Origin of the sequence: Parasaccharibacter sp. TMW 2.1884 (genome assembly GCF_023337695.1) — a bacterium.
GTDB classification, from domain to species: Bacteria; Pseudomonadota; Alphaproteobacteria; order Acetobacterales; family Acetobacteraceae; genus Bombella; species Bombella apis.
Map to the genome: position 1 here is coordinate 12341 of NZ_QORR01000002.1, position 12401 is coordinate 24741.

The window sequence follows — 12401 nt, forward strand, 5'->3', positions numbered from 1 at the left end:
CCCTCTTCGGAAACGGCGTTTCATCCGTAGCTGCACTCAGATGCTGTCTGCCCTCCCTGACGAAAGGGCAGACACCCCATCAGAACTTCTGGAAGTCCTTCGGGTGAAGCTGGTTCTGATCAAGGAAGGTGATCTGGCCCTGATCATTCGGCAGCTCGATGGTCGTGTTGCCACCCTTGACGGTCTGATGCTCAAGCATCTGGCCGATCTGCTCGTCCGTCGCCTTGAGGCCAACCTTGTTGCCCGCAGCCTTGCCAAAGTCGGTAATCGTGTAATGACCGCCCTTGTTGTTCAGGAACTGGAAGAGATTGGCAGACCCGCTGCCACCACTCAACGTAGCACCGGCATCAGTGCCACCACTGACCGTATTGTGCACGGTGATCGTGTCGGACGCTGTACCACCCTTGATGGTATCACCAATTCCGGCAAAAGCCTGAAGAGACTGATGGGACTTGGATGCATCAAACAGGATGTTGTCCGGATGCAGGGCATCACTCTGATGATCCGTCTTGAAGACGCTCTGACCAGCACTTCCCTGGCGGGCATAGTGATAGACACTATTGGCCGTCCCGAAGATGGTCGCATTGTTACCAACAGAGTGGGTACCGGACCCCACACCACCAAGGAAGCTCAGCGTTCCACCAAGGGAAAGCCGCGTCCCATCCCCGGCAGCGGAGATCGTATCCTGACCACCCAGCACAGTTGCCTGCGGCAGACTGGTCGCATCATTCCCCATGCGGAAATCAATTGAACCATTGCCCACGACATCAGACGGGGCCAGCGGCGTGCCATCACCAGAGCCTGAAGAAGACACCAGAGATGCAAAGGAGGTTGAAAACAGTCTGTTCAGGTCCTCTGCCCCCTGCGTGGGGATGCTTACAGGATACTGATGCTGCTGCCCTCCCGGGACGGTTACAATAGCCACGAAACTTCACCTCAATGCAGCGTTGTCACACTCAACTGGGCCAACAGGCAGAACTGCCGCCACAAACGGAACGACCGGCCCTTCTCACCTCCCCCTTGAGCTCTGAGGGTCAACATTTTTCATGGCCTCCTCGGGTCCAAATTAAGGAATATCTGTGACACCCCCCTCAAAACCCTACGCTTCAGCACAAATTAAGGAACGGCATGACAAGGACTCTCTTTTCACTCATGAGTAGTAAACATATGGCTTCAAAATTACAACATGTTTATTTATTTTTTATTAAACAAATCGCCCGTCAGGTGCAAACCGCATGACGCCTTCCATGAGAATCGCATGGAAGGCGTCCATCAACTGCCGAGACTACGAATCTGGATTTGCGGAACAGCCCGCCTTACTGCAACCGGGACTCGAGCCGCTCCAGAGCAGCCAGCCAGAGCGTGGCTGTCCCATCAGATGGCGCCCGCCAGTCCCCACGGGGGGAAAGACTTCCCCCAGCCACCACTTTCGGCCCATTGGGCATGGCCGACCTCTTGAACTGGCTGGTTGCAAAAAAACGCCGCATGAACAGGCGCATCCAGTGAATGATGGCCGGCAGGTCATAGGCGACCCGGTCCTGCTGCGGATAGTTCAGGGGCCAATCCCCCCTTCCCGCATCCCGCCATGCATGAAACTGGAGAAACGCTATCTTTTCAGGCGGGAAGCCATACCGCAGCACATGATAGAGAGTGAAATCCTGCAAGGGATACGGGCCTATCATCTGTTGGGTACTCTGCACCCCCTGCCCCTGATCGGGCACCAGCTCCGGTGAAATCTCTGCCGAGACAATCTTCTCCAGAACAGTACGGACCGATGCCGAGAAGCTCCCATCATGACCCACGGCCCAGCGTATGACATGCTGGATGAGTGTCTTTGGCAACCCGGCATTGACATTGTAATGCGCCATCTGGTCCCCGACGCCATAGGTGCACCAGCCCAGCGCCAGCTCGGACATGTCTCCCGTACCGATCACCAGCCCCTGATGATGGTTGGCCAGACGGAAAAGGAAATCCGTCCGCAACCCTGCCTGCACATTCTCAAAGGTCACATCATGGACAGGCTCCCCACGCCCATAGGGATGGTCGATGGCCACCAGCATGGCTTTCGCCGTGGGGCGGATGTCCAGCTCCCCGGCGCTGACACCAAGGCTCTCCATCAACCCATGGGCCATGGCAAGGGATGCACTGCCCGTCGCAAAGCCCGGCATGGTTCTGGCCAGAATGCGGCTCCGCTCCCAGCCAAGGCAATCCGCCGCCTTGACCGCCACCAGAAGGGCCAAAGCACTGTCCAGTCCGCCCGACACGCCAATGACCATGGTCCGGGCATGAGCTGCCTTCAGCCGCTGGCACAGCGCCCGAACCTGAATGTTCCACGCTTCCCGGCAATCCTGCTCGCACTGCTTCGGGCGGGAGGGCACGAAAGGAAAACGGGGCACATCCCTCATCAGCCCACGGTCCTTCACCTCCGGTGCCAGAGTGAAACGGACATGACGGAGTCCATCATCATCGGCCGGGACGAAATAGCCCATCTGAAGCCGTTCCTGCCGCAACCTGTCGAGATCGATATCCGCCATGATCATAGCACCCTGCCGGAGGAAACGCTCCGACCGGGCCAGGCAGTCCCCGGCCTCATGGATGAGAAGCTGGCCATCCCAGGCCAGATCAGTCGTGGATTCACCCTCGCTGGCTGCTGCATAAAGATAGGCGCTGACGGTCCGCATTGACTGTGCCCGGCAGAGCAGGGTTCTGTGCTCTGCCCGTCCAACCGTCACCGGCGAGGCTGAAAGATTGGCCAGCACCGTGGCCCCGGCCACAGCCAGGGCTCCGCTGGGAGGTTGGGGAGCCCAGAGGTCCTCACATATTTCCACCCCCAGCACCAGACCGGAAACATCCTCGGCTTCAAACAGGATGTCCGTTCCAAATGGCACGGCACGCCCTCCCAGCATGATGGTTCCGGAGCAGCCCTGACCACTGGTGAAATGCCGGGGTTCATAAAACTCCCGGTACCGGGGCAGCATCGTTTTGGGGACAATGCCGAGAATCCGTCCCCGGTGGAAAATGGCCGCACAGTTGTACAGGGCATCTCCCCGCCGAACGGGCAGACCAACGATGCCAACCGTCATGCATCCTGCCGTCGCCTCAACCAGAGCCAGCAGAGCTTCCAGCGCCCCATCCAGCACCACCTGCTGGAAGAAAAGGTCCTCCAGCGTATAGCCTGTCAGCCCCAGCTCCGGGAAAACCGCCACGGCAACACCCTGCTCATGGCAGCGCTCCAGCCACTCCTGCACGATCCTCCCATTCTGCCGGGGGTCGCCCAGAGTGATGGGCGTGGTACAGGCCGCAACACGGGCAAAGCCCTGCCGGTAAAGACACAGAAAATCAGCCATGGTCATGGCGGCTTCCTCCCGTTGGAGACTCCTCTCAGCCTGACGGCTCACACATCCAGCCGACCATTCCGCACAAAACGGAACAGACGGTGCGTCTCCATGACAGCCAGACCAAAGACCAGCACGGCATACAGGGCGGAAAGCGTTGTCATGGAAACAGGCAGACCGAAAGGATAATCTGGCAGGTCACAGGGTTTCGTGGGCCGTGCAGGAAGATGGGCCATCCAGTCCGCAAAATCATGCCCTTCCACAAGGCCAACGTGACATTCCGCCGCAGGGCTCGGCCACAACCCATGCTCCACCCCGACATGAAGAACCCCCAGACCGACGCTGACCGCCAGGCAGACCAGCCCGGCCACGGCCGCCCAGCGGGCATAACGGGGGGACAGGACCAGAGCCAGCACACCCAGCCCCAGCAGCACGCGCCAAGGTCCCCGCTCCCAAAGGCACAGCTCACACGGCACCATGTGCAGGAATGTTTCCGCCACGAAAACGATCAGGAACACGAGCAGGGCGGCCAGGACATACAGCCCACCAATATGCCAGACGGCCCTGATCTGCCGCTTGTCAGTAAACAGCATTCCCCTCATCCTCCCAGTCTCATCCATCCAGCCTCAATGCTGGGTGCCCACACCCTGCGCCGGTTGCGGCGGTGGCAATGGAGCCGCCGGTGGCAACAGGGATGTCGGCCCGGATGAGGCGGCTCCCTGCCCACCACTACCACCAGAAGAAGGCGGTGCCAGCACGGTCGGCCCCCGTCCTTCATCCGCCTCCACATGCGGGGCAATGGCCATGGGCAGCTGCGGCTGCACAGGCGCTGGCAACGGCCCAACCATGGGGTCTACCCTGTCCCCATCACAGGACACGACCTGCACATCATACAGGGCACCTGCATACGCCCCCAGGGCCGGATCGTCCGTGAACATCCATCCCTCGAAGGGCGGACTGCCGGATTCCTGTTTCTCTTCAATCTTCAGCAGGATGGCCGTCTGCGCCGGGAGACCATCCGGCCTCTGAAGGCACCGCTCCAGCCGGAGGGACAGAGGCCCATAAACAGCATCATCCCCCACATGCAGCGGCACGAGTTCCACATGGGAATCCAGGCGCCGCATGATCCGCAGCACGGCTCCATTGCGCCCCTGCCACGCCGTGGCCGGATAAACAGCCGGAGCGGCCACACCCCGGACTCCTTCCGCCCGCAGGTTCTCCGGCACCGCGGCCAGCAGCCCCGCCAGACAGGACAGGGCCAGAACTGTCTTCCTGATCCTCACTCCGCACCTTCCTTTTCCACCACCTCGACGACACCACTTTCCACCATCACATCAGCCAGAAGCCGCTCCATGCGGTACCGCAGAAAGACAGGCCCGACCTCCATGAGCAAAGCATCGGCGCAGGCATCGCGCAGCACCTGCCTCAGTTCCACTTCATTGTCCCGCAGAACACGCAGCTTTCCCGTGCAGCTTATGGGCTGCCCCTCCCTGTCCAGCCAGGTCTGCTCATCAGAGGCGTGGCTCACGGTGATGTCTGCCCTGCACCAGGCGCCGGCTCCGGAACGGCCGCAGAAGCGGCGGCCGGCTGCGCTGCCGGAGCAGCCTTCTTCTGAAGGGAGTCCGTGACCGAAAAAATGAACTTGCTCAGCAGCTGCTCAAGGCTGATGGCCCCCTGCGTTTCACCAATGGTCCCGTCAGGCGCCAGCATGGCCGTATCGCCACCCGGCGTCAGCGCCACATATTTCCCGCCAAGAAGGGAATCCGATGTGATGATGGCCCCGCTATCCACTGGCAGGTGTATGTCAGAAGCAACGGAAAAAACGACATTGGCCTGGAAGGTGTGTGGGTCCACCTGCATGCTCCGCACATGCCCGACAGTTACGCCTGCCAGCCGGACATCCGAGCCCACACTCAGCCCGTCAACATGGCCAAAGGCCGCATGAAGGGGATAGCCACTGTCCTGCGGATGCTGCCGCCCGACAAGAGCCAGCACGACAAGCACCACCAGTGCAGCAGCGGCCACCAGCCCGACCAGCAATTCCATCCGCTCCCGGCCAGCCCGCCTTGCTGCGATATATCCGGCATTGTCCGAAGCCATGAACACATCCTCATTCAAGCATTGTTGACCCATCATGCAGTCACGCCGTACCGCTCTAGCGGACTCAGCCCTTCACGTCCAACATCCTGCATGATGGACGCCATTTTTTCTTTTTCCTCCCAAGGCTGGCAGTTATCCCCCATATCCCCATTTTTCTGCCCGCTTATGCCCGTTTTCCCCCTGCGGTCATGGTTTCATCATTCCCCCTTCAGTACTAGACTCGTCAGCATGAAAGCGCATCTTCACTGGAATGGCGTTCACATGAGAACGCTTCAGACGAGCATCGACCCCGACAGCACAGCCCTGCGTGCGGTCACCCTTCCTTCTGTCTGGAGTGATGACGCCGCCCAGGCGCTTGTCCAGCTGGCGCCGGCAGAAGGTGGGCCTGTCCGCCTTGCCAGTGAATCCGCCCGCTGGGTGGAGATGATCGACACCACACCCCACCTGCCACACAGCCCACAGGATGCTCCGCCGGTCGGTCGTGGCCTGTCCTGCCTGCTGCTGATGCAGCAGATGGCACCCAACGCGGCTCTCTGGCGCAATGAGCCGGACGGGCAGCCCGGCTTCATCATCCGGCTTTCCGGTTTCGTGCAGGATGGCATTTTCGCCACGGAACATTTCGCAGCCTGCCTGAAGCTGGCCTGCGACAGCCTGCGTCGGCTGGATGCCGCACGGCGCCCCTACCGCAGCGGCGACCTTCCGCTTTTTGATGACCCTGCCCCCCGTGGCGACAGTGACGGTCCCGCCGGCATTGTCCTGCTGACAGACCTGGACGCCTGCCTGGCGGGCCTCGGGCTGGATTATGACAGTGACGAAGGCCGGGCCATTGCCACAGCCATCACCCGTTTCACACGGCTTGTTGCCCACGCCGGTACTGCAACGCCGGAAAAAGCCTTCTCCTGCCCGCAGGCACCAGACCTGGAGCAGGCCAGCATTGCCATCAGCGCCGCCACACAGTCCCTGTCCGGCCTTGCCACGATCGAGACCGGGTTCTCCTCCCCCGGGCCGGTCGATGCCCTGCTGGATGTGGAATCCTGCGGGCTCGGCCCAATTTTCTCGCTGGTCAACAGTCAGGGTGGGCTGCGTCCTTCCACTCTGGAGCGTCTGGCCCACAAGGGCCTCTCACCGGAAGCCGCCCTCGCCCTGACACTGGACGGACAAACACCCCTCCAGCCAGCTGGTGCCAAGGCCCACGCCCTGATGCATGACGCTGTCCTGCCCTTCTGCGACCATCTGCCAGCCCTGCCCGAGCCGGAAACGGACGACCTCAAGGAGAAGCTGGGCCGTGGCGTCCGTCGTCCCCTGCCCATGCGTCAGGGAGGCTTCAGCCAGCGGACCTCCATTGGCGGGCACCGTCTCTTCATGCGGACCGGTGAATTTGAAGATGGCAGTCTGGCATCCCTGTCCCTCACCCCTCCTCGGGAAAGCCCCATGGCCCGTGGGCTGATGGAATGTTTCAGCCAGGCCGTCAGCATCGGCCTCCAGTTCGGCGTGCCGCTGGAGGTGTTTGTCGAGCAGTTCGCCTATTCCCGCTTCGGAGCCTGCGGCACGGTGGAAGGGGACGAAATGGCCAGCTATGCGACATCCATGCTGGATTATGCCTTCCGCGCCCTTTCGGAGGCCTATCTGGGCCAGCGCATGCCTGATGCCCCTGCCGAGTCCGGCGAAAAACAGCATGAAGCCCCCATGCTGCCCTTTGGGCCGGAGCAGGACGGTCCATCCTCCCGCCCCCGGAACAGGAAGCTGCGCCTCGTCGGCTGAGGCGCCATGCCAGAAATGCAGGGCGGGAAATCATTGACAGTGACTGAACAGCCTGTCTAGCTAGACCTGTCCAGCACGGGCTTCCTTTCCGATGGCGCTACACCACGAAAGGAACGGAGCGCTGCCCCGCCAGATACGGCGGGGAGTTATGGGGGATCGCGCATGATCGATCACGATACAGCCAGACGTGAGCCGTTCGATGACCGTCTCGCCCGGCTGGAGCAGAAGGTGGCTCCCCGGACCGGGAAAGCGAAGCCGTCAGCCCTCTCAGAACAGTCCTCCCTCGGCATGGCCTTCCGCATCGCCAGTGACATGATTGCCGGTATTGCTGTTGGTCTGGGCATTGGCTATGAGCTTGACCGATGGACAGGATACAGGCCTGTGTTTATAATTGTGTTCGCCATGCTTGGCATGGGAGCCGGCCTGCGGAATGTCTGGCGTGTTGTGAATGTGATGGATGTCCCCGAAAGTGGGACGCAGAAAAACGGGAGAAGCCAGCGTGGCCAGCGGATCGACGATTGACGCGCTCGGGCAGTTTGAGCTGCATCCGATTTTTGGTTCTTTTGGTGAGGCCCTGTGCCTCTCCCAGGCCCCGCTGTACATGGTCATCAGTGTGGCTGTCGTGCTGGCGTTCCTCTATCTCGGCATGAAGCCGAAGGCTGTTGTGCCCGGTCGTCTCCAGGCTGCGGCGGAGGTCAGTTACGAGTTCGTGCACGGCCTGGCTGTCGATACCATCGGTGAGAAGGGCACGGCCTTCTTTCCCTTCGTCTTTGCCCTGTTTTTCTTCATCCTGGCCGGCAACTATATCGGTCTGCTGCCATTCTCCTATACATTCACCAGCCACATCGCCGTGACCTTCGCCCTGGCGATCACGGTATTCATTCTCTGCATCCTGACCTCGCTGCGGTTCCAGGGCATCGCCTTCCTGAAACATTTCATGCCGGAGGGGGCTCCGGTGGCCCTGTGCCCCATCCTGATCCCCATCGAGATTCTTTCCTACATCTCCCGCCCCATCAGCCTGTCCATCCGTCTGTTTGCCAACATGGTGGCCGGGCATGTGCTGCTGGAAGTCTTCGCAAGTTTCACGATCATGCTTGCCGGTCTCGGAGTTGTCGGCGATGTGCTGGCTGTCACTCCGCTTGTGCTCAACATCGCACTGACGGCACTTGAGCTGCTGGTAGGGCTGCTACAGGCCTATGTCTTTGCCATCCTTACCTGCATTTACCTGCGTGAGGCTGTCGATCACTGAGTGACCGATACCTCCACGTGTTTTCCTTCGCCCTGTCTTAAAGGAACCTGAACCATGGATCTTCTTCATCCCGCCCGTGAGATTGGTGCTGGTCTTGCCGTGATTGCTCTCGCCGGTGTCGGTGCTGGTATCGGCAACATCTTTGCCGCCCTGGTGAACTCCATCGCCCGCAACCCGGCTTCCCGCCCGCATGTGTTCGGTCTGGGCATGCTTGGCTTCGCCCTGACGGAGGCCATTGCCCTCTTCGCCCTGCTGATTGCCTTCCTTATTCTCTTCGTCTGAGGGCAGGACCCATGCGCCTTACGCCTCGTTTCCTCCTGTCTGCCGCCGCCCCCCTTGCGGCCTTACCGGGCCGGGCCGTGGCGGAAGGCATGCCCCAGCTCCACTTCAAGGATCCCCTGTTGCAGGGGCAGGTGGTCTGGGGTGCCATCATTTTCATCGTCTTCTACCTGCTTCTGAGCCGTTCCGCCCTGCCTAAGGTGGCGGATGTCATCAAGGCCCGTGAAGTCCGCGTCCGGAACGATCTGGACGTTGCCCGCCGCGCCCGCAAGGATGCCGACCAGGCCCAGAAGGAACTCTGCGAGGCCCGCGAGAAAGCCATGGAAGAGGCCCGCGCCACCATCCAGGGCATCCGCGATACGGCCAAGGAGAAAATCCGGGTTCAGGCAGAAGAAACAGCAGCCCGCCTGGAAGCAGAGATCAAGAAGGCTGAAGCGCAGATTGCTCTATCCCGCAGCAATGCGCTGGGCAGCATCAATGAGATCGCATCCAGCACTGCTACGGTTCTGACAGAGCGCCTTGTTGGCACAGCCGACCAGCAGGCCATTGCCGCTGCTGTTGAACACGCCCATGCTGCGAGGAGCTAAGCATGTTTCATGAACCCCGCTTCTGGACAGCACTTGCTTTTGTCCTGTTCTTCGTCATCTTCGGTCGCAAGATATGGGCTGTTGTCACATCCAAGCTGGATGACCGGGCTGATGAGGTCCGCAAAAATCTGGATGAGGCCACACGTCTCCGCCGTGAGGCCGAGCAGATGCTCGAAGATTCCAGACGTGACCACAAGCAGGCCCAGGAAGAGGCTCAGGCACTGATTGCCAAGTCCAATGCTGAGGCCCAGCAGCTGCGTGCCCAGGCCGAAAGTGATGCGGCAGAGATTGTTGCCCGCCACGAAAAAATGGCCCGTGAGCGTATTGAAGCTGCCGAAAAAATCGCCCTGCGCGACATCCGCCGTGAGGCGGCCGCCTTGGCCCTGGCAGCTACAAAGGACGTTCTTGGTAAAAAGCTGGCTGAAGACCCCGACCTTGCCAACAGGCTCATCAATGATGGCCTGAAAGCACTCCCGCAAGCCTTTGGTGACAAAGCTGCGTAAGACATCATGACAGCCAGTGAGATGACCAGTCCCTTGCTGGCTGTCGTGATTACCGTCCTCAATGAGGGCGAGAATATCCTTCCCGTCTGTGCAGAAATCCGCACGGCTCTTGAGAGCCTGCCACCGGCAGAGATCATCTTCGTGGATGATGGCAGTACGGACGACACCCTCCAGAAATTGCAGGAAGCCCGCAGCACTATCCTGCCCGGGTTGCGTATTCTGTCCCATCCCTCCTGTCTGGGTAAATCTACGGCCCTGCGCACGGCCATCAGGGCCGCCCGTGCCCCATGGATCGCCACAATGGATGGAGACGGACAGGACGACCCTGCCTTCATCAAAACAATGGTCGAAGCCGCATGGGACCATGGTGAAGGGGCTGTCGGCCCTCTGGTTGTTGGCGTCCGCCGCAAGCGTCAGGACAGGCTCTCCCGCAGGTTTGCCACCCGTTTCGCCAATGGTCTGCGCCAGCATCTGCTCAAGGATGACTGCCCTGATACGGGCGGGCCGCTCAAGCTCTTCCCACGCGACCTGTTCCTCTCCCTGCCCCAGTTTGAAGGGCTGCACCGTTTCATCCCCGCCTTGATGAAAAGCTACGGCGCCCCCCTCATCTGCATCGAGACACGACACAGGGCCAGGCTTCATGGCCATTCCAAATATACCAATCTGCACCGGGCTCTCGTGGGGGTGCGTGACATGCTGGGGGTTCTCTGGCTACAGAACCGCACCCGTCGGCCACCACCACTGAACGAACTGTAAGACAGCAGCCTCTCTCCCCGCCCGGCACCGGACGACCCTTCTGACGATCCGGGCATCATGCCCGTTCATCCAGTGCGAACCGGAGTTTTCATGCCTCCAAAATTCCGTCATTACGCTCTGCTTGCCGTTCTGGCGTTTCTGGCTGCCTTGCCGGGGCGCATGAGCCTGCCCCCGCTGGACAGGGATGAACCACGCTACATGCAGGCCACAGCCCAGATGCTCTCTTCCGGCAATTTCCTGGACATACGCTTCCAGGACCAACCCCGCTATCTGCAACCAGCAGGCATCTACTGGCTGGAAGCCGGAGCGGTAAAGGCCTCCGAAATCATCACACAGGATGAAACACTACGCCATGAAAGCTGGCCCTACCGTATCCCCAGCCTTCTGGCATCAGTCTGCAGCATCCTCCTGACAGCCTGGATCGGAACCCGTCTGTTCGGATTTTCTACAGGCCTGCTGGCGGCAGGCCTGCTCATGGTGGTACCGCTATTTGCCGCAGAGAGCCGGATGGCCACCATCGACAGCACCCTGCTGCTGGATATTCTGTGCCTTCAGGCCCTGCTGCTCTGCCATTTCACCGACATGCAGAAGGGCAGAACGACACCATGCCGTTCCAGCATCCTCTACTGGAGCGCTCTCGGGGTAGGGATGATGCTGAAAGGCCCCATTGTTCTCATCCCCGCCCTGGGCACCCTGATCTCACTCTCCATCTGTCTGCGCAGTACGGCACTCATCCGACAGTTGCGGGCCGGGTGGGGCTGGCTGCTCAGCGTACTCATCGTCCTTCCCTGGTGTCTTGGCATTGCTCTGGTCAGTCATGGTGAGTTCTTCCGCCGTGCCGTAGGCCACAATCTGCTTGGCAAAATTGCCCACCCGCAGGAAACACACGGCTTCCCCCCCGGCTATTATCTCCTCCTGTTCCTGCTCGCTTTCTGGCCAGGGGCTCTGGCAGCCATACACTCTCTCCCAGCCCTCTGGCAGCGACGTGCCAAACCAGAGACCCTGTTTCTTCTCTGCTGGATCATCCCACACTGGCTCATCTTTGAGTGTCTGGCCACCAAGCTCCCTCATTATGTCCTGCCAACCTACCCGGCCATTGCCATTCTGGTGGCTGCCAGCCTGACGGTCTGGCCCCTCGTACCGCTACGTTCTCTCTGGACGAAACTGGGGGTGTCCCTCTACGCCCTCGCCTGGGGATTGGCCGGACTCCTCTTCTGCCTGGCCGGGCCAGTCCTGCTCTACAGGATGGAAGGCCACCTCTTTGCGGATGCGCTCATACCTGCCCTGGGCAGCCTGCCACTCCTTCTGGCAGGCCTCCGGCTCATCTGGAAACAGAACTGGTCCGGCGGGGCACTCTGCGCCATGGGTGCCGCCCTGCTGACCGAAACGGGCATCTTCCTCTGCGTCATTCCCCATCTGACCAGCATCCAGCTTGCTCCCCGCATTGCCGAGAGCTTCCGGGAGCTCCGCCCCTGTCCCGACAGCGCCCTGATTTCCCCCTCCTACAGGGAACCCAGCCTTGTCTTCCTTACCGGGGGCCGGGCCAGACTGCTGCCACCATCGCAAGCAGCCTATGAACTGCATGACCACGCACGCTGCGATCTGGCTCTCCTGGACAGGAAGGATGACCCAGCCTTCCAGCAGGAACTGGCCCGCCTTGGCACGGAGAGCATTCTGTATGACCAGTTTGACGGACTGAATTACTCCAACGGTCACAGGCTTCATCTGCGGCTCTATGCCAGCAGTGAAAAACCCACCCGCTGAAAAGGAAACTCATGCCTTGACCTGATGGCAGCCCTGAAGAGAAGCGGCTCGCTTTCATTAAAAAACT

14 protein-coding genes are annotated in these 12401 nt (G+C 60.6%); 8 read left to right on the forward strand and 6 right to left on the reverse strand.

What is annotated here, in order from left to right; all coding sequences use genetic code 11:
- Positions 1-79: 79 nt before the first annotated feature.
- From DTI93_RS04300 to mlaD, 6 genes are all read right to left on the reverse strand, one after another.
- Positions 80-925 carry a hypothetical protein gene (locus tag DTI93_RS04300; protein WP_052348986.1) on the reverse strand — a complete coding sequence of 282 codons (846 nt, stop codon included), beginning with the start codon at positions 923-925 and terminating at the stop codon, positions 80-82.
- A gap of 391 nt (positions 926-1316) precedes the next feature.
- Positions 1317-3347 (reverse strand): NAD(+) synthase, encoded by a 2031-nt coding sequence (locus tag DTI93_RS04305; protein WP_249079772.1) that lies wholly within the window; start codon positions 3345-3347, stop codon positions 1317-1319.
- A 47-nt stretch (positions 3348-3394) separates the two neighbouring features.
- A complete protein-coding gene (locus tag DTI93_RS04310) occupies positions 3395-3928 on the reverse strand; it encodes a disulfide bond formation protein B (RefSeq protein WP_043559250.1) in 534 nt (177 codons plus the stop codon).
- Between the two features lie 33 nt (positions 3929-3961).
- On the reverse strand, positions 3962-4618 hold the full coding sequence (locus DTI93_RS04315; RefSeq protein ID WP_081562462.1) for a DUF2155 domain-containing protein: 657 nt from the start codon (positions 4616-4618) through the stop codon (positions 3962-3964).
- Positions 4615-4863 carry a hypothetical protein gene (locus DTI93_RS04320; RefSeq protein WP_081562461.1) on the reverse strand — a complete coding sequence of 83 codons (249 nt, stop codon included), beginning with the start codon at positions 4861-4863 and terminating at the stop codon, positions 4615-4617. Before DTI93_RS04320 ends, DTI93_RS04315 begins: the two co-directional genes overlap by 4 nt.
- A complete protein-coding gene (gene mlaD, locus DTI93_RS04325; RefSeq protein WP_052349002.1) occupies positions 4860-5435 on the reverse strand; it encodes an outer membrane lipid asymmetry maintenance protein MlaD in 576 nt (191 codons plus the stop codon). The genes DTI93_RS04320 and mlaD overlap by 4 nt, the downstream gene beginning before the upstream one ends.
- A 261-nt stretch (positions 5436-5696) precedes the next feature.
- Between mlaD and DTI93_RS04330 the strand changes: the two genes are divergently transcribed.
- From DTI93_RS04330 to DTI93_RS04365, 8 genes are all read left to right on the forward strand, one after another.
- Positions 5697-7196, forward strand: a complete 1500-nt coding sequence (locus DTI93_RS04330) for a vitamin B12-dependent ribonucleotide reductase (RefSeq protein ID WP_227656489.1) — start codon at positions 5697-5699, stop codon at positions 7194-7196.
- 162 nt (positions 7197-7358) lie between these two features.
- Positions 7359-7718 (forward strand): AtpZ/AtpI family protein, encoded by a 360-nt coding sequence (locus tag DTI93_RS04335; protein ID WP_043559245.1) that lies wholly within the window; start codon positions 7359-7361, stop codon positions 7716-7718.
- Positions 7696-8445 (forward strand): F0F1 ATP synthase subunit A, encoded by a 750-nt coding sequence (locus tag DTI93_RS04340; RefSeq protein WP_043559242.1) that lies wholly within the window; start codon positions 7696-7698, stop codon positions 8443-8445. Before DTI93_RS04335 ends, DTI93_RS04340 begins: the two co-directional genes overlap by 23 nt.
- A gap of 54 nt (positions 8446-8499) precedes the next feature.
- Complete coding sequence (locus DTI93_RS04345; protein ID WP_018979931.1) at positions 8500-8727, forward strand: ATP synthase subunit C family protein; 228 nt, start codon at positions 8500-8502, stop codon at positions 8725-8727.
- 11 nt (positions 8728-8738) lie between these two features.
- On the forward strand, positions 8739-9311 hold the full coding sequence (locus tag DTI93_RS04350) for a hypothetical protein (protein ID WP_081562459.1): 573 nt from the start codon (positions 8739-8741) through the stop codon (positions 9309-9311).
- A gap of 2 nt (positions 9312-9313) precedes the next feature.
- On the forward strand, positions 9314-9814 hold the full coding sequence (locus DTI93_RS04355) for an ATP synthase F0 subunit B (protein ID WP_081562458.1): 501 nt from the start codon (positions 9314-9316) through the stop codon (positions 9812-9814).
- A gap of 21 nt (positions 9815-9835) precedes the next feature.
- A complete protein-coding gene (locus DTI93_RS04360; RefSeq protein WP_408863047.1) occupies positions 9836-10570 on the forward strand; it encodes a glycosyltransferase family 2 protein in 735 nt (244 codons plus the stop codon).
- Positions 10571-10660: 90 nt separating this feature from the next.
- Entirely contained in the window at positions 10661-12334 is a 1674-nt protein-coding gene (locus DTI93_RS04365; protein WP_249079775.1) for a glycosyltransferase family 39 protein, read from the forward strand.
- Positions 12335-12401 lie beyond the last annotated feature (67 nt).

Bases quoted from the DNA above. Each gene is read 5' to 3' on its own strand.
- DTI93_RS04305 (WP_249079772.1), bottom strand. From the start codon at position 3,347: ATGGCTGATTTTCTGTGTCTTTACCGGCAGGGCTTTGCCCGTGTTGCG.
- DTI93_RS04310 (WP_043559250.1), bottom strand. From the start codon at position 3,928: ATGCTGTTTACTGACAAGCGGCAGATCAGGGCCGTCTGGCATATTGGT.
- mlaD (WP_052349002.1), bottom strand. From the start codon at position 5,435: ATGGCTTCGGACAATGCCGGATATATCGCAGCAAGGCGGGCTGGCCGG.
- DTI93_RS04330 (WP_227656489.1), top strand. From the start codon at position 5,697: ATGAGAACGCTTCAGACGAGCATCGACCCCGACAGCACAGCCCTGCGT.
- DTI93_RS04335 (WP_043559245.1), top strand. From the start codon at position 7,359: ATGATCGATCACGATACAGCCAGACGTGAGCCGTTCGATGACCGTCTC.
- DTI93_RS04345 (WP_018979931.1), top strand. From the start codon at position 8,500: ATGGATCTTCTTCATCCCGCCCGTGAGATTGGTGCTGGTCTTGCCGTG.
- DTI93_RS04350 (WP_081562459.1), top strand. From the start codon at position 8,739: ATGCGCCTTACGCCTCGTTTCCTCCTGTCTGCCGCCGCCCCCCTTGCG.
- DTI93_RS04355 (WP_081562458.1), top strand. From the start codon at position 9,314: ATGTTTCATGAACCCCGCTTCTGGACAGCACTTGCTTTTGTCCTGTTC.
- DTI93_RS04360 (WP_408863047.1), top strand. From the start codon at position 9,836: ATGACCAGTCCCTTGCTGGCTGTCGTGATTACCGTCCTCAATGAGGGC.
- DTI93_RS04365 (WP_249079775.1), top strand. From the start codon at position 10,661: ATGCCTCCAAAATTCCGTCATTACGCTCTGCTTGCCGTTCTGGCGTTT.